The sequence below is a fragment of the Candidatus Poriferisodalis sp. genome (assembly GCF_965205175.1).
Classification (GTDB): Bacteria; Actinomycetota; Acidimicrobiia; order Acidimicrobiales; family Poriferisodalaceae; genus Poriferisodalis.
Genome location: NZ_OZ242038.1, coordinates 1601872 through 1626867 on the forward strand (window position 1 = coordinate 1601872; position 24996 = coordinate 1626867).

The 24996-nt window shown below is 67.5% G+C and carries 21 protein-coding genes and 2 tRNA genes; 19 read left to right on the forward strand and 4 right to left on the reverse strand.

From position 1 onward, the window contains the following. Nucleotides 1–21: 21 nt before the first annotated feature. Nucleotides 22–1305 (reverse strand): acyl-CoA dehydrogenase family protein, encoded by a 1284-nt coding sequence (locus tag ACOGI4_RS07065; protein WP_419840980.1) that lies wholly within the window; start codon nucleotides 1303–1305, stop codon nucleotides 22–24. An 87-nt stretch (nucleotides 1306–1392) separates the two neighbouring features. Here ACOGI4_RS07065 and ACOGI4_RS07070 point away from each other — a divergent pair, with 87 nt between their 5' ends. From ACOGI4_RS07070 to ACOGI4_RS07085, 4 genes are all read left to right on the forward strand, one after another. Further along, nucleotides 1393–1683, forward strand: coding sequence for a hypothetical protein (locus ACOGI4_RS07070; RefSeq protein ID WP_419840981.1), 291 nt, complete (start codon nucleotides 1393–1395; stop codon nucleotides 1681–1683). A 154-nt stretch (nucleotides 1684–1837) separates the two neighbouring features. Further along, nucleotides 1838–2029 carry a ferredoxin gene (locus ACOGI4_RS07075; protein ID WP_419840982.1) on the forward strand — a complete coding sequence of 64 codons (192 nt, stop codon included), beginning with the start codon at nucleotides 1838–1840 and terminating at the stop codon, nucleotides 2027–2029. A 255-nt stretch (nucleotides 2030–2284) separates the two neighbouring features. Then, nucleotides 2285–2358 (forward strand) — tRNA-Pro (locus tag ACOGI4_RS07080). Nucleotides 2359–2716: 358 nt separating this feature from the next. Next, complete coding sequence (locus ACOGI4_RS07085) at nucleotides 2717–3967, forward strand: ATP-binding protein (protein WP_419840983.1); 1251 nt, start codon at nucleotides 2717–2719, stop codon at nucleotides 3965–3967. Nucleotides 3968–3993: 26 nt separating this feature from the next. Here ACOGI4_RS07085 and ACOGI4_RS07090 read toward each other — a convergent pair whose 3' ends face one another. Then, nucleotides 3994–5496, reverse strand: a complete 1503-nt coding sequence (locus ACOGI4_RS07090) for a CoA-acylating methylmalonate-semialdehyde dehydrogenase (protein WP_419840984.1) — start codon at nucleotides 5494–5496, stop codon at nucleotides 3994–3996. 39 nt (nucleotides 5497–5535) lie between these two features. Here ACOGI4_RS07090 and ACOGI4_RS07095 point away from each other — a divergent pair, with 39 nt between their 5' ends. The 4 genes from ACOGI4_RS07095 to ACOGI4_RS07110 all read left to right on the forward strand — a co-directional run bounded on the left by ACOGI4_RS07095 (nucleotide 5536) and on the right by ACOGI4_RS07110 (nucleotide 8293). Continuing rightward, entirely contained in the window at nucleotides 5536–6048 is a 513-nt protein-coding gene (locus tag ACOGI4_RS07095) for a VOC family protein (protein ID WP_419840985.1), read from the forward strand. 22 nt (nucleotides 6049–6070) lie between these two features. Beyond that, complete coding sequence (locus tag ACOGI4_RS07100; protein ID WP_419843103.1) at nucleotides 6071–7015, forward strand: SDR family NAD(P)-dependent oxidoreductase; 945 nt, start codon at nucleotides 6071–6073, stop codon at nucleotides 7013–7015. A gap of 11 nt (nucleotides 7016–7026) precedes the next feature. Beyond that, complete coding sequence (locus tag ACOGI4_RS07105; protein ID WP_419840986.1) at nucleotides 7027–8163, forward strand: glycine cleavage T C-terminal barrel domain-containing protein; 1137 nt, start codon at nucleotides 7027–7029, stop codon at nucleotides 8161–8163. Nucleotides 8164–8221: 58 nt separating this feature from the next. Beyond that, nucleotides 8222–8293 (forward strand) — tRNA-Gly (locus tag ACOGI4_RS07110). A gap of 50 nt (nucleotides 8294–8343) precedes the next feature. Here the strand turns inward: ACOGI4_RS07110 and ACOGI4_RS07115 are convergent. Continuing rightward, on the reverse strand, nucleotides 8344–8967 hold the full coding sequence (locus ACOGI4_RS07115) for an ATP-dependent Clp protease proteolytic subunit (RefSeq protein ID WP_419843104.1): 624 nt from the start codon (nucleotides 8965–8967) through the stop codon (nucleotides 8344–8346). 95 nt (nucleotides 8968–9062) lie between these two features. Next, complete coding sequence (tig, locus tag ACOGI4_RS07120) at nucleotides 9063–10598, reverse strand: trigger factor (RefSeq protein WP_419840987.1); 1536 nt, start codon at nucleotides 10596–10598, stop codon at nucleotides 9063–9065. 279 nt (nucleotides 10599–10877) lie between these two features. On the opposite strand from tig, the gene clpX reads away from it, so the two are divergent. The 11 genes from clpX (at nucleotide 10878) to ACOGI4_RS07175 (ending at nucleotide 24926) form a co-directional block, all read left to right on the forward strand. Beyond that, nucleotides 10878–12143, forward strand: coding sequence for an ATP-dependent Clp protease ATP-binding subunit ClpX (gene clpX / locus ACOGI4_RS07125; protein ID WP_419840988.1), 1266 nt, complete (start codon nucleotides 10878–10880; stop codon nucleotides 12141–12143). Between the two features lie 25 nt (nucleotides 12144–12168). Continuing rightward, nucleotides 12169–13635, forward strand: a complete 1467-nt coding sequence (locus tag ACOGI4_RS07130; protein WP_419840989.1) for a bifunctional folylpolyglutamate synthase/dihydrofolate synthase — start codon at nucleotides 12169–12171, stop codon at nucleotides 13633–13635. Nucleotides 13636–13701: 66 nt separating this feature from the next. After that, on the forward strand, nucleotides 13702–14136 hold the full coding sequence (ndk, locus tag ACOGI4_RS07135; protein WP_419840990.1) for a nucleoside-diphosphate kinase: 435 nt from the start codon (nucleotides 13702–13704) through the stop codon (nucleotides 14134–14136). Continuing rightward, nucleotides 14136–15194, forward strand: a complete 1059-nt coding sequence (locus ACOGI4_RS07140) for a rod shape-determining protein (RefSeq protein ID WP_419840991.1) — start codon at nucleotides 14136–14138, stop codon at nucleotides 15192–15194. Before ndk ends, ACOGI4_RS07140 begins: the two co-directional genes overlap by 1 nt. An 11-nt stretch (nucleotides 15195–15205) precedes the next feature. Beyond that, on the forward strand, nucleotides 15206–16129 hold the full coding sequence (gene mreC / locus ACOGI4_RS07145; RefSeq protein WP_419840992.1) for a rod shape-determining protein MreC: 924 nt from the start codon (nucleotides 15206–15208) through the stop codon (nucleotides 16127–16129). Between the two features lie 61 nt (nucleotides 16130–16190). Beyond that, nucleotides 16191–16727 (forward strand): hypothetical protein, encoded by a 537-nt coding sequence (locus ACOGI4_RS07150; RefSeq protein WP_419840993.1) that lies wholly within the window; start codon nucleotides 16191–16193, stop codon nucleotides 16725–16727. Further along, the gene (gene mrdA, locus ACOGI4_RS07155) at nucleotides 16720–18870 is read left to right on the forward strand and encodes a penicillin-binding protein 2 (protein ID WP_419840994.1); all 2151 of its coding nucleotides are present in this window, start codon (nucleotides 16720–16722) and stop codon (nucleotides 18868–18870) included. The genes ACOGI4_RS07150 and mrdA overlap by 8 nt, the downstream gene beginning before the upstream one ends. Further along, nucleotides 18867–20036, forward strand: coding sequence for a rod shape-determining protein RodA (gene rodA, locus ACOGI4_RS07160; protein WP_419840995.1), 1170 nt, complete (start codon nucleotides 18867–18869; stop codon nucleotides 20034–20036). The genes mrdA and rodA overlap by 4 nt, the downstream gene beginning before the upstream one ends. 226 nt (nucleotides 20037–20262) lie before the next feature. Next, nucleotides 20263–22281 carry a TIGR03960 family B12-binding radical SAM protein gene (locus ACOGI4_RS07165; protein WP_419840996.1) on the forward strand — a complete coding sequence of 673 codons (2019 nt, stop codon included), beginning with the start codon at nucleotides 20263–20265 and terminating at the stop codon, nucleotides 22279–22281. A 67-nt stretch (nucleotides 22282–22348) separates the two neighbouring features. Then, on the forward strand, nucleotides 22349–23125 hold the full coding sequence (locus tag ACOGI4_RS07170; protein ID WP_419840997.1) for a TIGR03936 family radical SAM-associated protein: 777 nt from the start codon (nucleotides 22349–22351) through the stop codon (nucleotides 23123–23125). After that, complete coding sequence (locus tag ACOGI4_RS07175; RefSeq protein WP_419840998.1) at nucleotides 23118–24926, forward strand: Rne/Rng family ribonuclease; 1809 nt, start codon at nucleotides 23118–23120, stop codon at nucleotides 24924–24926. The genes ACOGI4_RS07170 and ACOGI4_RS07175 overlap by 8 nt, the downstream gene beginning before the upstream one ends. The last annotated feature ends 70 nt before the right edge of the window (nucleotides 24927–24996 follow it).

Sequence of the window (24996 nt, forward strand, 5' to 3'; positions counted from 1 at the left end):
CCGGTGCCGCCCTCGGCCGCGTCAGGCGGCCCGCTGGGTACCGACCTTCAGCTCGCGGAACGGGCTGGTGGTGTCGATGCCCGGCTCCTTGGGCAGCCCCAGCACGCGTTCGCCGACGATGTTGCGCATGACCTCGTCGGAGCCGCCTGCGATTCGCATGGCCGGGAAGCCCAGCACGTAGCCCGCCCACGAGAATGTCCCCCATTCGCCGGAGTCCGCCACCAGTCTGGGGCCGATCGTGTCGGCAACAAACTCGCTGGTGGCGTTCATCTGGCGTATCAGGCCCATCTTGGACAGCGACATCTCCGGACCCGGGGTCTTGCCGGAGCGCAGCGCGTCCATCGTGCGCTGGTTGGACCATGCCAGGACTTTGCCGTGGGTGTAGATCTCGGCGAGCTTCTGGCGAGTCAAGGCGTCGCCGGCAACCCCGTAGTGAGCGGCCATGGCCGACAGCTTGGTGAAGCTGCCCCCGCCGGTGCCGCCTCCGGTGCCGCTGCCGATCGCGGCACGCTCGTTCATCAGTGTCGTGAGCGCCACGCCCCAGCCTTGGTTCACGTCGCCCAGGCGGTGCGAGTCCGGCACGCGTACATCGTTGAAGTACACCTCGTTGAAGTTGGCCCCGCCGGTCATCTGCCGCAGCGGCCGCACGTCCACGCCAGGGGCCTTCATGTCCACGAGGAACCCCGTCAGCCCTTGGTGCTTGGGCAGATCGAAGTCCGAACGCGCGATCACCTCGCCGATGTCGGAGTAGTGCGCGCCCGACGTCCACACCTTCTGGCCGTTGAGGATCCACTCCTCGCCATCGCGCTCAGCTCGCATCTGCAGGCTGGCGAGGTCCGAGCCGGCACCTGGCTCGGAGAACAGCTGGCAGCCCACGATGTCGGCCCGGTACATCTGGGGCAGCACCTCTGCGGACACCTCCGGACGGGCGTGCGCCAGGATGGTGGGTGCCACCATGCCCAAGCCGATGCCGAAGAAGCCGCCGTCGGGCGTGTCGAACTGGCTCTCGAGCTGACCCCAGACACGTTCGAACTTGCGGGGCAAGCCGCTGCCGCCCAGCTCGGTCGGACCGCTGATCCAGCCGTAGCCGGCGTCGTACTTCTCGGCCCGCCACTGCTTGGCCGCGTCCAGTTCCTGTTGTTCGCGTTCGCGGTCGATCTCCTCGAACAGCGCCGCGTTGTCGGGTCCCTCGCCCCACACGAACTCGCGCCGCTCGGCCTTGCGTGTTGCATGGGCCTCCAAGAACTCCAGCGCCTCAGCAGCGAACTGCTGCTCGGTGATCTCGGCAGTGTCGGCAGCGGCCATGTCGGTCTCCTGTGTGTTGCGGGAGCGGTTCGTCTTCGGATGCGACCGATTCCAAGCTACCCGCTCAGCCGGCTACGCTCATCGGACATGGGGCAGCCCGTTCGAGTAGCAGAGCGACCGTCGACCGTCCGCGCGGGCACGGTGCAGTTCGAGACCAATCGCCCGCTGACGGGCGCAGGCCACCGGTACTACAACTGCGCAGAGGATGCCGCCAGCGCTGAGGACCCGGCCGACCTGCTGGCATGGCGCCTGTTCCGGCGCGGCGGCGTGGATCACGTACACGTGTACGGCAACGTGGCCACGATCGACATCTCTCGGGGGCACACCTCCGACGGCATCGCTGAGCTCATCGAAGAGCTGTTTGCTCACTACCGGTAGCGACAGGCGCGGCTGCGGTGGGACTCGGGCGCACGAGCGTCTCCGTCCGGGTTCGAGTTGGACGGGTCTGAACGAGGCGCGAAAGCAGCGCTGGGTTCAGATAGACACTGGGTCCGGGTCTGGCCATGTGGCCGTCGGGCGAACGGGAGGCGAAGTGAAGATCACCATCGACGTCGACAAGTGCATCGGCAGCGGCTCGTGCGAGATGATCGCGCCGGGCGTCTTCGAGGTGGGCGACGACGGTCTCGTGAATCTGCTTGACGACCGTCCGGGCGCCGAGCACCACGGCGCTGTGCGAACAGCGGCGGCGAGCTGCCCCACGCAGGTCATCGCGGTCGACGACTGAGCCGCCGGCTCGCGGTGCCGGCAGGCGCGCGAACGCGCATCGGTGACCTGAAGGGCTGCGATCGGTACGATCGCGCGTCGGCAGGAGTCTGAGGCGACGGCTGCCAGCCAGACCCAATCGGCCAGGCCCAATTGACCAGACCCCATCAGTCAGACCTCATCGGCCAGGCCCAAGCAGACCAGGTCGGGCCGGGCCAGACGACATCAGAATCGGCCACATCAGAATCGGCCACATCACAATCGGCCAAATCAAAACCGGGAAGTGGCGCAGCTTGGTAGCGCACCTGCTTTGGGAGCAGGGGGTCGTGGGTTCAAATCCCGCCTTCCCGACCGCCGGCGCCCCTGCCGCGCCACGCCTCACGGTCTGCTCACGGACTTGGAGACTTTTGGCCGGCGTTCGAGACCCGCGACGGCATCGCCGTCGTACCAGGTCACCGCGCCCGGGCCGCGATAACCGCGGGGTGAGGCAGCGGGAGGCGGCAGCGTCACGCGGTCTGAGACCTCCGCGGCAGCGCGGAGCACCGGAGCTGCGCATCAGGACTGATGCATCCGGTTCATTCGATGCCCTGTATCTGATACATCACCATTGCTGCTTTTGCTACATTGATGCTCCTGCACTTGTTGCATTGAACGCGGAGCGCGCCTGACTCGGCCGCGCGGTGGGAGTGCTGCGGGAAGGTAGACGAGGGTGAACGAGTATCTGCCCCGCGTGGTCGACGCTGAGATCGCCATGGCCCTGCGTTCGATGCCGGCCGTGGTGCTCGAAGGGCCGCGGGGCTGCGGCAAGACCCGGACCGGCCGCGAGCACGCACGCAGCGAAGTGCTCTTCGGCAGTGATGCCGGTGCGCGCCTCGGCGCGCAGATCGACCCTGCCGGCGTGCTCAGCGGCGCAGAGCCCCGGCTGTTGGACGAATGGCAGCTTGCACCCGGGATTTGGAACCAGATGAGGGCCGCAGCCGACGAAGGCGATGGTCCGGGGCGCTTCATCCTCACTGGTTCGGCGAGTCCTGCAGACGACGTGACGCGTCACACGGGTGCAGGTCGGGTGCGGCGAGTTCGGATGCGCACGATGTCGTCGTACGAGACGGGGTTGTCGTCGGGCGAGATCAGCCTGGACGATCTGTTCGATGCAGCAACCGGCTACATCGAGTCGCAGCCGCCACAGCTCGGCGAGGTCATTGAGGCCACATGCCGAGGCGGCTGGCCCGCCAGCATCGACTTCGATCTCGATGCGGCGTTGGATTTCGCCGATGGGTATCTCCGGGAGATATGCCGCGCCGATGTTCCCCAACTCGGCACGCGGCGCAGCCCTGCCGGCTTGGCGCGGCTGCTGCGGTCGCTGGCTCGCAACGTTTCGACGGAGGCGTCTGCGCTGACGCTCGCCAAGGATGCGGGTGCCGGAGCGCCGCTCGACCCTCGTACGGTCGGGGCGTACTTGGATGCGCTGGAACGAGTCTTCGTGGTGGAGGACATTCCGGCGTGGTCGGCACAGCTCTGTTCGAGAGCGCGACTGCGCCAGGCACCCAAGCGTCACCTCGCCGATCCGTCGTTGGCAGTCGCTGCGCTGGGCGCGACACCCCAGCGGCTGCGAGCAGATCTCCCGACCTTCGGATTGCTCTTTGAGGCGCTCGTCATGCGCGATCTACGCGTCTACGCGCAACGCAGCCGCGGCTGGCTCTCGCATTACCGCGACAGCGACAGCCTCGAAGTCGATGCCATCGTCGAACGGCCGAGCGGCGAATGGCTCGCGGCCGAGGTCAAGCTCGGCGGGGAGGATGCCATCGAACAAGCGGCTCAGTCGCTGCTGGCGTTGGCGGCGAAGGTCTCGGAGCAGTCTGTCGGCACGCCGGCAGACTTGGTGGTGCTCACCGCCGTGGGCTCGGGCTACCGTCGCCCCGACGGCATCGCCGTCGTGCCGATTACCGCGCTCGGCCCGTGACGTGATGCGGGCAGGTGCAGGAGCGTTCAGCGGGCGGTGGGGAAGCCCAAGTCGACGCCGCGGTCCGCGGGGTCGGGCCAGTGCTCGGTGACGGCCTTGAGCCGGGTGCAGAAGCGGACGCCCTCGGGGCCGTGCATGTGGTGGTCGCCGAACAGCGAGTCCTTCCAGCCTCCGAAGGAGTGGTAGGCCATCGGCACCGGAATGGCCACGTTCACGCCGACCATCCCGACGGGTGCCTCCCGCCGGAACCGCCGGGCAGCGCCGCCGTCACGTGTGAACAGGGCCACGCCATTGCCGAACTGGTTGTTCTCGACGAGTTCCATTGCCTCGTCGAACGAGTCCACGCGCACGAGGCACAGCACTGGGCCGAAGATCTCGTCCTCGTAGACCTTCATGTCGGCGGTGACGTCGTCGAGCAACGTCGGCCCGACCCAGAAGCCGCCGGGGTGAGCGTCCACGGTGAACCCGCGGCCGTCCCTGCGCAGCGCGGCACCCTCGGATTCGCCAAGGTCGATGTAGCTGAGCACCCGGTCGCGGTGCTCGGCGGTCACCAGCGGGCCCATGTCGACCGGTTCGGTGCCGAGTCCAGGTCCGATGCGCAGCGCATCGATCCGCCGGCAGATCGCCTCGCACAGCTCGTCGCCGATGGCGCCCACCGCCACCACGACCGAGATCGCCATGCAGCGCTCGCCGGCCGATCCGTACCCGGCCGACACCGCCGCGTCCGCTGCTTGGCCGATGTCGGCGTCGGGCAGCACGATCATGTGGTTCTTGGCACCGCCGAGTGCCTGCACGCGCTTGCCTGCCAACGACGCCGTGCGATGCACGTGGCGAGCAATCGGCGTCGAGCCCACGAAGCTCACGGCGTCGATGCCGGGATGCTCGCACAAGGCGTTCACGGCATCGGCGTCGCCGTGCAGCACGTTGAACACGCCGTCCGGCAGCCCCGCTTCGGCGAACAGCTGGCCGATGCGCACCGACACCGACGGGTCCTTCTCCGACGGCTTCAGCACGAAGCTGTTGCCGCACGCGATCGCCACCGGGAACATCCACATAGGCACCATCGCCGGGAAGTTGAACGGCGTTATGCCCGCCACCACACCCACCGGCTGGCGCACCGTGTACGCGTCGTGCTGCGAGCTGATGTCGTCGGTGCGCTCGCCCTTGAGCAGCTGGCCGACACCGCAGGCGAACTCCACCACTTCGACGCCTCGTCGCAGCTCGCCGAGCGCGTCTGCACGCACCTTGCCGTGCTCGGCGCTGATCGTCTCGGCCAGTTCCAGCCGGTGCTGCTCGAGCAGCTCCCGGAACGCGAACATCACCGCGGCGCGGGTTGACAGGGAGGCCTCACGCCACTGCGGCCAAGCCGAGCGAGCGGTACCGATCGCAGCGTCCACGTCGCCCGGCGAGGCCATCGGGACTTCGGCGATGACGGCGCCGGTGACCGGGTCGGTCACCTCGAACATCGACTGCGGGGATCCTCGCCGCTGTTCGCCTCCGATCCAGTGATCGATCTGTCTCATGGCCATGCCTCCCTGCCGGTCCAACTTACAGCTAGGGTCCACGTGATGTCTGAGGTACAAGCAATTCCGGGTGACCGGCCGTACGTCGTGCCGTATCTGACCATCGGCGAGCGCACCGACGGCTCGCCTGGCGGCGCAGCCGACGCCATCGAGTGGTACACCGCAGCGTTCGGTGCTCAGGAGATGTATCGCCAAGCAGTGCCGGGGGGCGACAAGCTGATGCACGCGGAGCTGATGTTCGGCGACGGCTTGCTGTTCTTGGCCGACGACTTCCCGGAGTGGTCGGGGGAGAACTCTGCTCCGGCCGCTGTCGGAGGTTCGACCGTCACGCTGCATCGCTACGTCGAAGACTGTGACGCGACCATCGCAGCAGCCGTGGAGCTCGGCGCGCAAGTGCTCATGCCGGTGGACGACACGTTCTGGGGCGATCGGTTCGGCAGCATCCGCGACCCGTTCGGGCACAAGTGGTCCATCTCGACGCACGTGCGAGACGTCTCGCCGGAGGAGATGGACGCTGCAGCAGCCGAGGCGTTTGCCGAAGGGCCACCGCAGGCGTGAGCGGGGGAGCAGCGCGATGGCAGTGAACGAACTCGCGGGACGCATCGCGGTGGTCACCGGCGGCGGCACCGGCATGGGACGTGAGCTGGTGCGCCGGCTGGCCGCTGCCGGCTGCCATGTTGCAGCGTGCGATCTCAACACCGATGAACTGGCACACACGGTTGCGTCGGCTAGCACCGGCACCGGCGGCCCACGTGTCACTGCGCACCCTTGCGACGTAGCCGACGCGGCCGCCGTGTCAGCGTTCGCGGCGCAGGTTGCCGCACAGCACGACACTGATCACATCAATCTGCTGTTCAACAATGCCGGTATCGGCGGGGGCGGCAGCTTCGTTGTCGACGATCAGCGCGAGGCTTGGGACACGACCTTCGAGGTGTGCTGGAACGGCGTGCTCAACTGCGCCCGGGCCTTCATGGACATGCTCGTGCGCTCCGACGGCGGTGCGATGGTCAACACCAGCAGCATCAACGGCTTCTGGGCGACCGTCGGCCCGGGTTTTCCCCATACCGCGTACTGCGCGGCGAAGTTCGCCGTCAAGGGCTTCACCGAAGCGCTGATGCAGGACTTGGCGTTGCATGCACCGCATGTCAGTGCGCACGTGGTGATGCCCGGGCACATCGGGACCTCCATCGCGCTGAACAGCTTGTCTACCCACGGGACCGACATTCCGCTCATCCGCAAGAACATGCAGGCGAGAGGCGTTGACCTCGACAGCTTCAGCGATGAGGAGATCGAGGCGCTGATTCGAGACCGCAACACACGGTTCCGTGACGACGCGCCGACGTCGGCTGCGCAGGCAGCGGAGATCATCATCGCCGAGGTGCTGGCGGGCAGCTGGCGCATTCTGGTCGGCGACGACGCCTGCCTGATCGACGAGCGGGTGCGAGCCGACCCCGAGGCGGCCTACAGGCCGGAGTTCTTCGAGTCGATCCATCAGGCCGGGCACCTGGCGGCTTTCGGGCGCTAGCCAGCCGTCCGGTGGAGCTCGTCGTCGGACCGCGGACCAAGACCACCCCGTTCACCGAACGCGCGGTGGCTGCGGGCATGACCAAGGCAATGGTGTACAACCACACGGTCCTGCCGATCGGCACCGACGATCCCGCAGCGGAGTACCGCGCCCTCACCGAAGCGGCAGCGATCTGGGATGTCGGCTGCGAGCGGCAGGTGCAGATCGCAGGTCCCGATGCGCACCGCTTGATCACCTACCTGTGTGCTCGTGACCTGCGCGATCTGCCGGTGGGGGTGGCCCGCTACGCGCCGATGTGCGATCACGACGGTCGCTTGATCAACGACCCGATGGCGCTGCGCCTTGAGGAGGCGACGTTCTGGCTCTCGATTGCCGACAGCGATGTGCTGCTGTGGACCCGTGCCGTCGCAGGTGAAGGCGCCTTCGACGTAGAGGTGACCGAACCCGACGTCTGGCCGCTGGCGATCCAAGGCCCACTTGGCGAGGACGTGGTCGCCGCAGCGCTGGGCGACTGGGTGCGAGGCATCGGTTTCTTCAGGTTTGTGCGGCACGTTCACGACGGCATCCCCCTGGTGGTGTGCCGCTCGGGCTGGAGCGGCCAAGGCGGCTTCGAGCTGTTCTTGACCGACGGCACGAAGGGCGAGCAGCTGTGGGACCTGCTCTGGGAGGCAGGCGAGCCGTTCGGTCTGCGGGTCGGGGCGCCGACGCAGCCGGAACGCATCGAGAGCTTCCTGCTCTCCTTCGGCGGTGACACCGATCCTGAGACCGACCCCGACGAAGCGGGCATCGGGCGGTTCGTCAGCTTGGGAGACTGCGACGGCGACGTGCCGGGTCACGACTTCATCGGCAAAGAGGCCTTGCTGGCGAGGCGAGCTTCGGGTACTCAGCGCCGCCTCGTGGGGCTAGTGGTCGACGGCGAACCGCCGGCACCGCTGAGATCGCCCCAGACGGTGCGAAGCCGTGACGGATCTCCGGTCGGCACCTTGCGGGCGCTGACCCGATCACCGCGCTTCGGCGCAAACCTCGGCCTCGCGCTGCTGTCACCGCCGTGGTTCGAGCCCGGCATCGAGCTGCGCGTGAACCTCGACGACGCCGATCGCACAGCAACCACCACCTCGCTGCCGTTCGACCTGAGCCGTTCGACCTGAGCAGTCCGGACCGGGCCGCTGGGCCTGGGCTGGTGCGCCATTACGCTCGGCGTTCGCCGCGGACGTAGTTCAATGGCCAGAACCTCAGCCTTCCAAGCTGATGATGCGGGTTCGATTCCCGTCGTCCGCTCGCGTGGCCACCCTGCGCCTAGGCCAACCTTTGTTTGGGCCACCCTTCGGCTAGGCCGCCCGAATCGGTCCGTCCTCAAGCGCTTGGCGGTTGGCGATCACTTCGTCGATGATGCCGTAGTCCTTGGCGGCTTCGGCATCCATGATGAAGTCGCGGTCCGTGTCAGCATGGATGCGCTCCAGGTCTTGGCCGGTGTGCTGCGCGATGATGCGCTCGAGCCGCTCACGCATCCGGTCGATTTCGCGGGCCGCCAGCTCGATGTCGGTCGCTTGACCCATGGCTCGTCCGTAGGGCTGATGCAGCAGCACTCGCGCATTGGGCAGCGCCATCCGCTTGCCGGGCGTGCCCGCAGCGAGCAGCACGGCTGCCGCCGACGCCGCTTGCCCCAGACAGATGGTGGTGATGTCGTTGCGGATGTACTGGCTGGTGTCGTAGATGGCGAACAGCGAGCTGATGTCACCGCCGGGCGAGTTGATGTAGATGTTGATGTCCTTGTCGGGGTTCTCCGATTCGAGGTGGATCAGCTGCGCGCACACCAAGTTGGCTACGACGTCATCGATCGGTGTGCCCAAGAAGATGATGTTCTCCTTGAGCAGCCGGGAGTAGAGGTCGTACGCGCGCTCGCCTCGGTTGGTCTGCTCAACGACCGTCGGCACCAGGTAGCTGCGGGCCAAGGAGTTGCGGGCCGAGTAGCTGTCGGCACGGCGCGGCGCGGCGCGCTGAGCCCCGCTGCGGAGAGCGTTGTGCGAGATGGCAGTGAAGTCGACGTTCACGGTGTGTCCCCTATGTCGTCGGATCGAGCGTCGTCGGATTGCGCGTCTTGGGTTGCAGGAAGTTCGAGCGCCGAGCGCTCGAGAGCATCGCCATCGGGTCCGACGAGCGTCGCGGCGGCAATGGCCCAGCGGAGCGCCTTGGTCTTGCGAATCGCCGATGTCAAGTGCGCCAAGCCGTCGGCTGCTGCCAAGGCCTCGCGCAGGTGTTCGGCGCTGCGGCCGTCGGCTGCTGCCATGCGGTCCAGCTCGGCGCTGATGTCCTCGTCGTCGGCTTGCACGTCTTCGGCGGCCGCGACGGCACGCAGGGCGAGGTCCAATCGGACACCACGTTCGGCTTCGTCCCGCAGCTCAGAGATGAACGACGCTGGTGCCTGACCGGTTGCCTCCAGCCACTGCTCGACGGTCATATTGCGCTGCTGCAGCCCGTTGCTCAGCTCGGACATGCGCTCAGCGATTGCGCCGCTGACCATGGCATCTGGCACCGGTCCTTCCACGAGCTCGGCCAGCTGCCGCTGCGCTTCGTCGCGCAGTGCCATGTTGGCGCGCATGATGTGGCCGACGCTCAGCTCGCGTGCGGTCGCCTCGCGCAGTTCGGCCACGCTGTCGTGTTCGGTGTGCTCGTCTGCCCAGTCGTCGGTGAGCTCTGGCAGCACCAACTCCGACACGGTGCTGACAGCCACCTCGAAGTCGATCTCCTTGTCTGGCTGCGCCGGATGCGGTGCGCTGAAGGACAGCTCGGCACCGGCCTCGCAGCCAGTCAGCTGCTCGTCGACCTCGGGCACGATGCCGCCGCTGCCGAGCTCGTAGAGGTACGCCTGAGCCGAGAGCCCGGGAAGCGGTGTGCCCTCCACGGCGCCTTCGATGTCGATGGTGACGCGATCACCCGGAGCGGCGGGACGGTCGACTTCGGTGATGTCGGCGAACTGGCGGCGCGTCTGGTCGATTCGAGCATCGATCTCGTCCTCGGTCGGGACGGGACTGGGAAGCTCGATTCGCAGGTGCTCGTAGCCCGAGATGCTCACCAGCGGCCGGACTTCGACAATGGCGTCGAACGCCACAGGGCCTTCGCTGCCGTCGAGCGTGAGATCCAGCTCGGGCTGGTTGATCACGTCGAGACCGTGGTCCCGCACCGCCTCGGCGTAGTAGCGGGGTACAGCGTCCTCGAGCGCTTGGGCCCGGCCGTACTCCGGCCCGAAGTGCGATTCCATCACGCGACGCGGTGCGCGGCCGGGCCTGAACCCGGGGATGCGCACCTCGCGCGCGAGCTTGCGGAAGGCGACGTCGACGTCGGCATCGAAGGTCTCGGCGTCCACCTCCACGGCCAGCTTGACGCGCGGTCCGACGAACCGCTCCTGCGCGGCTGTTCGGTCGGCTGCGCCGTTCTCGACGCGGTCGCTTTCTCGGTCGTCGGACGGCCCGTCGAGGGCGTCAGAGGCAGCCGCCGTGCCGTCTGCGGGCGGCGCCGCAGGCTCGGAAACCGGCGCGGGCCCGATGAAATCCGCTGGATCCAGCGGCGTCAGCGTCGTCTTCACGAAGCGCAGATCCTACCGGCGCGTCCGCACGGCACCCCGTATCCCAACTGCCCGCATCCCAACTGCCCGGGCAGTCAGCGCCAACTCGCGGCGCTGTGCGAAGGATCACGCCGATCGGTGCATGCTGTGCCATCCTTGGGCCTTGGTTCCCGAACGGCTCGGTTCCCGAAGGACTCGAGCGGGACGCAATCGAGCAGCTGTTGTGCGAATGTGGTGCGAGCCTCCAGCGGCTCGCTGCGACAGGCGCTCAGCGAAGGCTCAACAGGAGGCAGATGCGGCGTGGCCAAGTTCGGCGAAGGCGGCGAACTGCTCAAGTGCTCGTTCTGCGGCAAGTCGCAGAAGCAGGTGCGCAAGCTCATCGCCGGCCCGGGCGTCTACATCTGCGACGAGTGCATCGACCTGTGCAACGAGATCATCGACGACGAGGTCGAGAGGTCGCCGGAGACGTCCTTCGAGGCGGTGCCCAAGCCACGGGAGATCTTCGCGTTTCTCGACGACTACATCGTCGACCAGGACCGCGCCAAGACCATTCTGTCGGTGGCGGTCTACAACCACTACAAGCGCATGGCCCTCGAACGCTCCGGACCGGGCGTCGTCGAGGACGTCGAGATCGCCAAGTCGAACATCTTGCTGATCGGCCCTACTGGCTGCGGCAAGACGATGATGGCCCAGACGCTGGCTCGCATGCTCAACGTGCCGTTCGCCATCGCCGACGCGACAGCGCTGACCGAGGCCGGCTACGTCGGCGAGGACGTGGAGAACATTCTGCTGAAGCTGTTGCAGGCCGCGGACTTCGACGTCAAGCGGGCCGAGACGGGGATCGTCTACATCGACGAGATCGACAAGATCGCGCGCAAGGCCGAGAACGCCTCGATCACCCGGGACGTCTCGGGTGAGGGCGTCCAGCAGGCGCTGCTGAAGATCCTCGAGGGCACGGTGGCGTCGGTACCCCCGCAAGGCGGCCGCAAGCACCCGCATCAGGAGTTTCTGCAAATCGACACCAGCAATGTGCTGTTCATCTGCGGGGGCGCATTCGACGGACTCGAGCGGATGATCGCCGATCGCGTCGGCGAGCGCGGCGTCGGCTTTGGCGCGACGCTGCGCAACGCCGCAGACGCTTCGGCGCTCGACGTGCTGCCGAACGTGCTTCCCGAGGATCTGCGGCACTTCGGTCTGATACCAGAGTTCATCGGTCGGCTCCCGGTCGTGGGCGTGGTGGACTCGCTCGGCCGTGACGCGCTGCGACGCATCCTCACCGAGCCGAAGAACGCGTTGGTGCGTCAGTACCGCCGGATGTTCGAGTACGACGACGTGGAGCTCGAGTTCACCGCCGACGCACTCGACGCGATTGTGGATCAGGCGATGCTGCGCAACACGGGCGCACGCGGCCTTCGCGCCATCCTCGAAGAGGTGCTGCTGGGTCTGATGTACGAGTTGCCGAGCCGCGACGACGTCGCTCGCTGCATCGTCGACCGGCACGTGGTGTTGGACAAGGTGAATCCGACGTTGGTGCCCCGCGCCACCGTGACCCGCCGCGCGTCGTGAGCACCACGCCTTGACCCCAAGCCCGATGGCGGCGGCCGATGGACCGCTGCGCGACTACCAGTCCGCACTCGACTGGCTGAGCGATCACATCGACCTTGAGCGCCTCTTGGGCAGCCCCGACGCGAAGCCGCCCACGCTGGACCGCATGTGGACGCTCATGGGAGTGCTCGGCGACCCGCAGGACAGCGTCCCGGCCATCCACATCACCGGCACAAATGGCAAAGGCAGCACGGCGCAGCTGACCGGAGCACTGCTGGGCGCGTGCGGGCTCGTGGCCGGCGGCTACACCTCGCCGCACATCGACCGGGTGAACGACCGGATCACGGTGGCCAATGAGCCGCTCGACGACGAGTCGTTTGCGCAGGCCATCAGCGAGATCGCCGTCATCGAGCCGTTGGTCACCGAGCGCTGCGGCGAGCGGCCCAACTACTTCGAAGTGATGGCCGCTGCTGCCTACAACTGGTTTGCCTCCGCGGCGCATGTCAACGTGATGGAAGTCGGCATGGGCGGGCGCTGGGACGCCACGAACGTGGTGGACGCGGCGGTAGCGGTCATCACCAACGTCAGTTCCGACCATCTGGAGATCATCGGGCCCACGTTGGCGGATGTGGCCCACGAGAAAGCGGGGATCATCTCCGCCGGGGCAACCGTGGTGTGCGGCGAGACCGACCCGGAGCTGTTCGACATCGTGAGCGCCGCGGCGGCCGCGGCCGAGGCGGACGTGTGGCAGCGCGGTGTCGCCTGGGATGTCGCGCAGCGCCGACCCGCTGTCGGCGGCCAGCTGTTGACCGTGCTGACCCCGTTCGGGGAGCACGCCGACCACTTCGTGCCCCTGCATGGCGCGCATCAGGCGCTCAACGTGGCCGCGGCCATCAGCTCGGTCGAGGCATTCCTCGCCCGGAGACTCAACGACGAGGTGATCGCGGCTGCGCTCGACTCGCTCTCGCTGCCGGCGCGCTTTGAGATCACGGCGCGCCAGCCGACGGTCGTCATCGACGGAGCGCACAATCGCGCCGGGGCCGCCGCGCTGCGAGCGACGTTGGCGGAAACACTGCTCCCCGAGGCTGCTCCGCCCGCTCGTGGGCCAGCCGGCACTGGACTGGCAGCTGCTGAGTCCGAGGGATCTGAGCGGCGCCGTGCCGATGGCGCCCTTGGCGTCGATGCGGCGAGCGTGCTGGTTATCGGCATGAACGCTCCGCACGATCCAGCCGCGTTCTGCGAGGCGCTCGGACTCGAATCGTTCGACGCGGTGGTCGCCACCGCCGCGAACTGGCCCCGCGCGCTGTCGCCGTCGGTGGTTGCGCAGGCTGCTAGGCAGGTGAGCGAGTCGGACGGTCGGCGGCCGCTGCCGGACGTCGTCACTGCTGCAGGTGTTGCCGAGGCCGTGGCCACGGCGCAGGATCGGGCAGCTCCGCGGGGGGTCGTGGTAGTGACCGGCTCGCTCTACCTCGCTGGGGAGGCCCGCGCAGCACTTGGGGCAGGTGCCGATTAGCCTGCGGTGGCGCGATGGCGAGGGCAGGTGGCGCGGGCGAGCCGAGCCAGACCGAGGGAGTACCGGATGCGGCAGACGCTGGTGATCTGCAAGCCCGATGCAGTGGAACGCGGCCTCGTCGGCGAGATCCTGACCCGGTTCGAACGCAAAGGGCTGACGATCGCGGCCCTCGAGCATCGCATCATCGGACGCGACACGGCCGCCGCCCACTACGCCGAGCATGCAGGCAAGCCCTTTGTTGCAGCGTTGCTGGACTTCATCACGCGTTCGCCCTCGGTGGTCATGATCCTGGAGGGTCCCCTCGACGCAGCCGCTGACGTGTATGCCGTCGTGCGAACCCTCATGGGCGCCACGAATCCTGCTGACGCGCAGCCGGGCACCATCCGAGGCGACTTCGGGCTGTCGCTCACGGAGAATCTCGTACACGGCTCAGACAGCGAGGCTTCGGCCTGTCGTGAGATCGCACTGTTCTTCCCGCAAGTGACGGCGGCCGACGAGTGATGTCCTCCAACGGGTCGGCTCGGAACCGTCGGCGCGGGCCGGCGTTCGGCGGCAGGGACATCGCCGTCGATCTCGGCACGGCGAACACCATCGTGTTCGTTCGCGGCAGGGGCATCGTGCTCAACGAGCCGTCGGTGGTTGCGGTGGACTCCGTCACCGGCAATTCGTTGGCAGTCGGCCTCGAAGCCAAGCGGATGATCGGCCGCACGCCGAGCAACATCACTGCGATCAGCCCCCTCAAGGACGGCGTGATTGCCGACTTCGACATCTGCGAGAAGATGCTCCGGCACTTCATCAACGAGGTCTGTCAGACGCGCTGGCCCAAGCCGCGCATGGTGATCTGCGTGCCGTCTGGGATTACCGGCGTTGAGCAACGTGCCGTGCAAGAAGCCGCCGAGTACGCAGGCGCTCGTCGGGCGTACATCATCGAGGAGCCGATGGCGGCGGCCATCGGTGCCGGGCTGCCGGTGCAGTCGGCCCAGGGCAGCATGGTGGTGGACATCGGCGGCGGAACGACCGAGGTTGCGGTCATCTCCCTTGGCGGCATCGTGACTGCTCGCTCGGCCCGCGTCGGCGGCAACGTGGTCGATGCCTCGATCGTCGCTCACATCAAGAAGGAGCGCGGTCTCGTCGTGGGGGAGCGCACGGCAGAGGAGATCAAGCTCGCGCTCGGGTCAGCGTGGCCGCTGGAACAAGAGATCTACGCCGAAGTCCGCGGGCGCGACATGGTCACCGGTCTGCCCGAATCGGTCAGCGTCGACAGCTCGGAAATACGCGAAGCGATCGCAGGTCCCGTCAGCGCCATCGTGGATTCGGTCAAGGCGACGCTGGACGACACGGCGCCGGAGTTGGCCGCAGACGTCATGGACTACGGCATCACGCTCGCGGGCGGAGGTGCCATGCTGCGCGGACTGCCGGAGCGACTGCGCTCGGAGACCGGCGTTGTCGTCCATGTCGCGGAGGAACCGTTGCTCGCTGTGGTGCGCGGTTCAGGTCAGACGCTGGAAGAGTTCGACGTGCTGCACGGGGTGCTGTATTCCTCCACCGAGGGGCGCTGACGCCTCCGGTCGTGGCCCGCCGCGCCGACATTCGCAGACGCACTTGGGTCCGGTTGGCACTGCTCGTCGTGACGGCCATCGCGTTGTTGACGCTCGACGCCCGTGGGTCCGGCGGCGTGCTTGACACCGCTCGAGGTGCTGCGCTGGACCTGCTGGGCCCCGTGCGGACATTCGGCGACTGGGTGGTCGGGCCGTTCCGCAACGCTTGGCGAGGGGTGGTCAGCTTCGATGAGCTGGAAGCCGAGAACGCGCAGCTGCGAAGCGATCTGGCTGAGGTGCGGGCCTCGGTGCTGCGTGTCGGCGAACTGGAACGCGACCGCCAAGCGTTGCTCGCGTTGTTGGACGCCAGCGACGAGACTGCCGCGATTCCACGGATCACGGCCAGAGTCATCAGTGCTTCGGTGTCCAACTTCGAGCGCACGATCGAACTCGCCCGCGGTCACCGTGACGGCATTCGTGTGAACATGCCGGTGGAGAGCGGTGCCGGACTGGTGGGACGGGTGGTGGGCACTTCCGCCACCCGCTCACGCGTCGAGCTGCTGAGCGATCCGAATTTCGATGCAGGTGTGCGCATCGTCCGCTCCGGGGACGACGGCTTGGTCTCGGGACGGGGACCCGGCCGCGACCTGGAGGTGAGCTACATCGAGCTGGAGTCCGTCGTCATCCCGGGAGAAACCGTCGTCACCAGCGGATTCCCGGGCAGCGAGTTTCCCGCCGGGCTGCTGGTGGGCACCGTCACCGACGTGGTACCGGATGCGGCACGCGGCGCACAGCGGGCCACCGTCCGTCCTGCGGCAGACCTCGAGCGGCTGCGCTGGGTGCGGGTGCTGCTCTACGTGCCCGAGGTGCCTGAGCCCGTGGTCGTGGATCGCCTCGACCCGCCTGCAGAATCGCCGGTCGACCCGCAGGTCGATGCACCGGACAGCGGATCGTGACCGCACAGTTCCGGACGAGTCAGGTCGATACCGGAGAGATCTCGACCAGGGGCACAGGCCGATGATGACCGGCGCCGGACCGCTGGCGCGTTCGATGCTGGTGCTTGCGTCGGCCGTGGTGGTTCACGTGGGCTTGCTGGTACACCTCACCCCGGCGGGAGTGATCGTCGATCCGCTGATGCTGTTGGCCGTCACCGGGGGAATCGTCGGCGGCCGTGGCACCGGTGCGTCGTTCGGATGGGGCTGCGGATTGGCCTGTGATCTCATCGTGCATACGCCGTTCGGCATGTCCTTGCTGGTGCTGACCTTGGTGGGTTATCTGTCGGGTGCGGTGGCCGAGCAGATGCCCTCGGCCGGCAGACTGGCGCGCAGCGCAGCCGCTTCGCTGCTTGCAGCGGGCGGCATACTGCTGTTTGCCGGCGTCGGCTGGTTGATGGACCTCTCCTATGTGACTGAGGCGCCGCTGGTCCGCATCGCGATCGTGACGAGCGTCGTGTCGCTGGCGGCCTATCCGCTCCTGGAGCGAGCGGCTCGCTGGGCCCTGACCGTCCGTCGGAACATCGCCGTGGATGCTGTGGCGAGGCCCGGCGGTGGATGAACGGGTCCGCCGCCGGATGGCCTTCATCGGCATCGTGATGGTCGGCGTGTTCGGGGCGCTGTTCACCCGGCTGTGGTACTTGCAGGCGCTGGAGACCGAGCAGTTCGCTGTTGCTGCGGAGTCGAATCAGATCCGGCTGGTCATCACGCCCCCTACTCGCGGCCGCATCCTCGACCGACACGGGGTGGTGCTTGCCGACAACGCCCGCATCGGCGTGGTGACCTACGACGTGTCCAGATATCGCGAGGATCACACCGAAGCGGCGCTGTCGGCGCTGGCGGACCTGCTCGATGTGCCCGTCGAGCAGCTGCGCGAGGGACTAGCGGACCAGCAGTCTCATCGGCTCGCACCGAAGGTCGTGGCCACGGGGCTCGACGAAAACGGCCTGCTCCGTGTGGCGGAACGCTCGATCGGGGGAGTGGAGGCCAAGTGGGAGTGGGTGCGCGTGTACCCGCGCAACGAAGTCGCTGCGCACATCGTCGGCTACGTCGGCGCGATGTCCGAACGTCAGCACCGCGAGCTGATCGGGGATGGCTACCTGCCTAATGAGCGGGTCGGCCGGGCGGGCATCGAGGGACTGTTCGAGGCGGAGCTGCACGGTGAGCCCGGACGGACCAGGCTGGAGGTGGACCGGCGCGAGCGTGTGCAGCGAATCCTGACCGAGGTGCCGCCCGAGCCGGGCCACGACATCGTGCTGTCCATCGATGTCGAGTTGCAGGCAGCGACCGAGTCGTACCTGCGGCAGGGCCTCATCGCCGCCAGGAAGTCCGTGAGCGACGACTCCGGCTTCTTCTACCCGGCGCTCAACGGGGCTGCGGTGGTGATGGACGTGCGCAACGGTGACGTCCTGGCGATGGCGTCCCACCCGACCTATGACCCGACCTGGATGGTCCAAGGCCTGTCGCTTGCGGAGTATCGGTCGGTGTTCGAGAATCCGTACACCCCGGGGGCGCTCAACAACCTGGCGGTGCAAGGCACCTATTCGCCCGGCTCGGTATTCAAGCCCGTCACGGCGCTCGCCGGTCTCGAAGCCGGGCTCATTTCGCCGAGGGCGGCCTTCTACGACGTCGGCTACTACCAGATCCCGGAGTCACGAGGCTGCACCGGGCGCTGCACGTTCTTCAACGCGGATCGCGCACCGCTCGGAACGCTGGATCTGTCCGGGGCGCTGACTCGCTCCAGCGACGCCTACTTCTACAAGGTGTCCGATGACCTGTACTGGATCGACGGACCGGAGCAGTGGGCGATCCAGGACATGGCCCGCGCGCTCGGTTTCGGCTCGCCGACGGGAGTGCAGTTGCCGTTCGAGAAGTCCGGCCGGGTGCCCGACGAGAACGTGAAGGCAGCCTTGTTCGCAGCGAGCCCCGAGGCCTACAACCCGTATGACGAACCGGCGCGATGGTTCCCGGGCGACAACATCAACACCGGCATCGGTCAGGGATTCGTCGCAGTGACTCCCATACAGCTCGCGAATGCCTACGCCGCCATCGCCAACGGCGGGACGCTGTTCTCGCCGAACATCGTCGAGTCGGTGGTCTCGCGGCGCGACGATTCGTTCGGGGACACCGTGCTTGCCTTCGAGCCGCGCGTGCTCGACATCGTGGATTTCCCCGCCGGCAGCGCCGTCGTGCGAGAGGGCCTGAGCAACGTCACGAACTCCCGTTTGCGCGGCACAGCCGCCAAAGCGTTCGAGGGCTACGATCACGCGGGCTATCCGGTGACAGGCAAGACCGGCACCGCTCAGGCGCAGGGCCTGAACGCAGTGCTGGGACGCAAGAAGGAGGACACGGCGGTGTTCGTCGCGTGGGCGCCGAGCCACGATCCCCGCTACGTCGTCGCCGTGGTGATGGAAGAAGCCGGCTACGGAGGCGAAGCCGCTGCGCCGGTGGCCCGGCGGATTCTCGAAGCTGTGCGGGCATACGAGCAGCGCTGGCCGGCGCCCACGATCGCGTTCGCGCCGCCGCAGCCCGAGTGCCCCGAAGTGCCAGAGGCGCTGCGGGGCGATCCGGCATTCTTGGGCTACGTGCCAGAGGGCTGCCCGTGGGGCACGCAGCTGCCCCGCGCCAACACGCCGTCGGACGCAGACGGCGATGGCATTCCCGATGTGGACCAGATAGACGACCCGGTGTCAGGGGCGCCGTGATTGAACAGCTGTTTCGCCATGCGTCCGCGCGACGCGAGCTGCGCTCGCCGGCGTGGTTCGCCGACTACTCCTTAGCGCTGGCGACGGTGGTGGTGGCGCTGGTCGGCGTGGCGATGAACTACTCCTCGACATGGCGCAGTCTCACCTTTGACGGCGGCGATCCGTGGGCCGTGGCTCGCCGTCAGGCGCTCTTCGTGGCTGTCGGCATCGTGGTGATGGTCGTCGCCGCCGTCGTGGACTACCGAGTGCTCCGCCACAACGCGACTCCTGTCTACCTGGCGGCGCTGGCAGCGTTGGGAGCACTGCTGGTGTGGGCGCCGGAGATTCGCAGTGCGCGGTCCTGGTTCGTGCTGCCGGTTGTCGGGTTCCAAGTGCAGCCCTCTGAGTTCGCAAAGCTGGCCGTGATCGTCTCGCTGGCTGCGTTCGTCGCGAGCCACGAGGGCTACCTGCGCTTCGACACGCTGCTCAACGCCGGCGTGTTGCTGGTCGTGCCGATGGCGCTGATCTACCTGCAGCCGGACCTCGGCACGATGCTGGTCTTCGTGGCCGTGGCCATGGGCATGCTGCTGGTTGCCGGCGCGCAGCTGCGACACATCGTCGTCATCATGGTGGTAGGCGTCTTGGCGCTCGTGCTCGTGTTCAGCATCGACGCCTTGCAAGGCCCCCGCCTGCTCAGCGAGACGCAACGAAGTCGCTTGACGGCATTCTTGGATCAGGACTTCGAGCCATTGGAGGCCTCCTACAACCTGCGTCAGAGCCAGATCGCGATCGGCGCGGGCGGCATCTGGGGCCAAGGCTGGAAGCAGGGCTCCCAGACCAGCCTGGACTTGGTTCCCGAGCAGCACAACGACTTCATCTTCACTGCGCTGGCCGAGGAATTCGGCCTCGTCGGCGGCACGCTGCTGCTGGCGCTCTATGCCTACATGCTCATGCGCACGTGGCGGATCGGCCGCGTGGCCGGCGACCCGTTCGGACGGTTGCTCACCGTCGGCATCTTGTCCATGCTGCTGTTCCAGGTGTTTCAGAACATCGGCATGACCATGGGTATCATGCCGATCACCGGCATTCCCTTGCCGTTCATGAGTCATGGCGGCTCGGGAACCATCACCGCGTTCGCTGCAGTGGGCATCGTCATCAGCGTCGGCGCTCGCCGTTACTCGCACTAGCTGCCCACAGCGCGTGATCTCCGCGGCGAGGGCGGAGCGTGGGCAGGGGCCTACGCGCGCAGTCTTGCGACGCTGCCCACCCCCAGCGTTCAGCAGATGCGTCGCAACTGTTTGAGCACGGAGGCCCCTGCCCACGCTCCGCCCGGACACGACACGACGCAGCCGGCAGCTTCGTTCGTCGCAGACTGCTTCGCGCCCGAGTCGGGCCGTTAGCATGAGTGCCGCGATGACGACGCTGTGGCCACGGCTTGAGTCCTTGCTGCCACGAGTCTCCAAGCCGGCTCGGTACATCGGCTGCGAGGACGGGATGCAACGACCCACGGTCGGCCCGCATCTCACATCATGGCTGCTGGCCTACCCCGACACCTACGAGATCGGCCTCCCGAACCAAGGTCTGCAGATTCTCTACGAGCTGCTGAACGAGCGTCCGGACGCAAGCGCGGAGCGCACCTACGCGCCGTGGATCGACCTCGAAGCCGAGATGCGAGCCGCAGGCGTGCCGCTGTTCTCCGTGGACACGCATCGGGCCGCCGGCGACTTCGACATCATCGCCTTCAACCTGTCGGCTGAGCTGGTGTACACCAACGTCCTCAACTGCATCGATCTGGCTGGGCTGGCGGTTCGCTCGCAGCAACGCAGCGATGCGGATCCGCTCATCGGTGCGGGCGGTCATTGCGCGTACAACCCGGAGCCCTTGGCGGACTTCGTGGACTTCTTCGTGATCGGCGACGGCGAGGAGGCGGTCGGGGAGATCACCGAGGCCGTCGGTGCCTGGAAGCGCAGCGGCAAGCAGGCGGGCACTCGTGCCACGGTGCTGCGCGACCTCGCAGGCATCGAAGGCGTCTACGTGCCGGCTCTGTACGAAGCGGTGTACGACGGGTCGGCGCTCGCCGCCGTCACGCCCAAGCACCCCGATGTTCCGGCGCTCGTCTCCAAGCGCACCGTCGCCGACCTCGGCGAGTGGCCCTATCCGCGTCGGCAGCTGGTACCAGTCACCGAAGTGGTCCATGACCGGCTGTCGGTGGAGATGTTCAGGGGCTGCACTCGGGGCTGCCGTTTCTGCCAAGCGGGGATGATCACTCGACCGGTCCGTGAACGCCCGGCGGCCCAAGTCCGCGAGATGGTAGCCGCCGGCCTCGAGCGCAGCGGTTACGACGAGGTCAGCCTGATGTCGCTGTCCACGGCCGATTACAGCGGCATTGCCGATCTCGTGCGCGACACCGTTGTCGGCGACAGTGTGGCCGCCGACGCTGAGGGCAATCGGATCAGCGTCTCGCTGCCCAGCATGCGTGTCGACGCCTTCACCGTGGACATGGCAGACCATGTCTCGCGTGCACGCCGCACCGGTCTCACCTTTGCGCCGGAGGCGGGGTCGTGGCGGCTGCGGCGGATCATCAACAAGCTCATCACTGAGGAAGACCTGTACGGTGCCGTTCGCTCGGCGTACAGCAAGGGCTGGCACCGCATGAAGCTGTACTTCCTGACGGGGCTCCCTTCGGAGATGCACCCAGACACCGAAGCCATCGCCCACTTGGCCGACGCCTGCACTCGCATCGGGCAGGAGTACACCAAGCGTGCATCGGTGACGGTGTCGCTGGGCGGGTTCGTGCCCAAGCCGCACACGCCGTTCCAGTGGTTCGGGCAGAATCCGCCCGAAGAGCTGGCGCGCAAGGTGCAGCTGGTGCGCTCGGCGCTGGGCCGCAACCGGCGGGTGCAGTTGAAGTGGCATGACCCGGCCGCGACCACCGCGGAGGGCATTGTCAGCCGGGGAGACCGCCGCGTCGGACGCGTCATCGAGTACGTGTGGCGTAAAGGCGGCACCTTCCAAGAATGGAGCGAGCGCTTCGACTTGGCCCTGTGGGAGGAGGCCATGGCAGCGTGCGGGCTCAGCCTCGACGAGCAGGTGTATCGGCATCGAAGCGAGCATGAAGTGCTGCCGTGGGACCACATCGGCGCCGGGCTGCACCGCGACTTCCTCTGGCAGGACTGGCAGGACGCCCTTGCCGGGCACGGCTTGCCCGACTGCCGCTGGACCCCGTGCTACGACTGCGGGGCCTGTACCGAATATGGGATCGAGCACGTTGTTGCGTCACCTGTTGCCCCCAACGGCGGCAGTCAGGGGACGGGACAGGACCTCGCGACCGGCCATCTGGTGCCGGTCGAGCTGCGTCCACGCGCGTTGCCGGTCGAGCCGCGTCCGCGCAGCTTGGCGGGCGCAGCCGCAGCAACGGGGAGCAGCGCATGACGCGCTGGGCCGTGTTGCCGGCGTCGAGCAGCAGTGCCGATCCCACCCTTGCGGGTGGGAGACGTCGTTGAGGCTGCGCGTCCGCTTTTCCAAGGTCGGCAAGATCCGGTTCATCGGCCACCGCGATGTGGCCCGCGTGATGGAGCGTGCCGTGCGCCGAATCGGTCTGCCGGTGGCCTACAGCAAGGGATTCTCGCCTCGCATGAAGCTGAGCTTCGGCTTGGCGCTGCCGACCGGTTACGAGTCGGACGCCGAGTTCGTGGAGCTGCCGCTGGCCCCAGGAGGCTGCGAAGGATCGGTCATCGTGGGCCGGCGCAGCACATATTCGCCCTGCGAGCAGGAGTTGCCCGAGACCGCTCCGAGCTACTGCACCATCGCTGATGCGCTCAGCGAGGCACTGCCCGTCGGCATGGACGCGTCAGCGGTGATGCTGAGCGACGGCGGGCAGTCGCTGCAGGCGGCGATTCAGTGGTGCGGCTGGCAGTTCGAGATTGTGGGACTCGGTGCGCAGCCGGCGCAGCAGGCGGTGGCAGATTTCCTCGCTGCCGATACCGTCGTGACAGAACGGGTGCACAAGGGCGAGACCGTGAGTTCGAATGTCCGAGCCGGCGTCGGGACGCTGCGGCTGGTCGGACGCTCGGATCGGGGAGCAGTGCTGAGCGCCGAGCTGTCAGCCGCTCCTCGGGTGGTGCGCCCGAGCGAGTTGGTGCCGGCGCTCGCGCCGACACATGAGATGGGCATTGCCCGAAGAACACACCAATGGACCACTGGCGCCGCGGGCCGAGCCGAACCGGCCGTGCCCGCGAGGTGCGCCAACCGACACAAGGAACTCATCAGTGCATGAATCGACACTGAACGACACAGCAGACACCACCAGCACAACAGACACCACGGCGACCGAGCCAGAGCCTGCGGTTCGCAAACGGCGACTCGTTGCCCCCGCGACCGACGCGACGAACGCCGAGCCGACGAAGCCGCCCGCGCCGCCGGTACCCTCGGTGCCGCCACCGTCCCGCAAGCCTCAGATCGGCGACAGCCGTCCAGCACCGACTCCGCAGCCGTCTCCGCCGGCTGGGGAAGAGGCGACCGGGCAGGCAGCTCCGCAGGCTTCTTCGGGCGAGGGCAGCACGGGCAGGCGCCGTCGCCGACGAGGCGGCCGGGGACGCGGCGGACGAGGCCGGTCCGGCGACGCTGCCAACGCAGCACAGAGCACCGAGCATGCCGCCGACGCCAACGCGCCGGTGGAGGCCATCTTGGCCGACCAGCAGCCGCTCGAGCTGAATGAGGAGCAGCTCACAGAGCGGCGTGGCAAGTACCGCAACGGCAAACCGCTGGGCCGCTACCGCATGTGCGTGCATGTCGCGGCGGGTGCAGCGCACATCGCCGTGCTCGAGGGCCGATCATTGATCGAGTACTACGTGAGCCGCCCGTCCGACGACGTCTCCGAGATCTACGGCAACGTCTACTTGGGCCGAGTGCGGCGAGTGCTTCCAGGCATGGAAGCGGCGTTCGTCGACATCGGCACGCCCAAGCAGGCAGTGCTCTATCGCGGCGACCTGACGGTTGCATCTGATCAGGACGACGACCAGGGCGGTGCTGAGCGAAGGCGTGCCGGCGGGCGCCGAGGACGTTCGGTGTCGGGACCGCCGATCAGCGAGCTGATCAAGAACGGCCAGTCGATCATGTGCCAGATCATCAAGAACCCCATCGGCCACAAGGGCGCTCGCTTGACCTCCGAGGTCTCGCTGCCGGGCCGATTCGTGGTGCTCGTTCCCAACAGCAGCGTGATGGGCATCTCCCGTCGCCTGCCCAACCGCGAGCGACGTCGCCTGCGCAGCCTGCTGACCAAGGAGACACCCGAGGGCTTCGGCGTGATCCTGCGCACCGCCGCGGAGAACGTCACTGCGGCGGAGATCCGTCGGGACATCGAGCGGCTGACGCAGCAGTGGAAGCAGGTCTCCGCGTTGGCAGAGCGCTCCGATGCGCCGGCGCTGCTGTTCCGCGAGCCCGAGTTGGCGGTGCGCATCATCCGTGAGCAGTTCACGGCCGATTTCCGTGAGGTGGTGATCGACGATGCTGAGCTGTTCTCGCAGGTCAAGGGCTACCTAGAGGCGGTGGCGGCGCCGCTTCTGGACCGCATCAGGTACTACGACCCCGTCGCCGAACGCCTGCCGCTGTTCGAGCGGGTACACGTGTCGGAGCAAGTGCGCAAGGCCACCGACCGCAAGGTCTGGCTGCCGTCGGGCGGGTCGCTGATCATCGAGCACACTGAGGCGCTGACGGTGATCGACGTGAACACGGGGCGCAACGTCGGCAAGTCCAGCCTGAACGAGACGCTGTTCCAGAACAACCTGGAAGCCGCCACGGAGATTGCGAAGCAGCTGCGGTTGCGAGACATCGGCGGGATCATCATCGTGGACTTCGTGGACATGGACGACCGGCATCAGCGAGAGCAGCTCATGTCGACGCTCAACGAGGCCTTGGCTCGAGACAAGACCCGCACCGCAACCGAGCCGATCTCCGACATGGGCATCGTGCAGATGACCCGCAAGCGCACCGGCGAGGGGCTGTTGGAGTCGATGTCGGATCCGTGCGAGACGTGCGAGGGGCGCGGCATCCGGCTGCGGGAATCGCTGTTCGCCTGAGCTGTCGGTCTGGGGCTGCCTGTCTGATGGTGGGCCTCGGGCTGCGGTGCTGGTGTATCGATACGGCGGC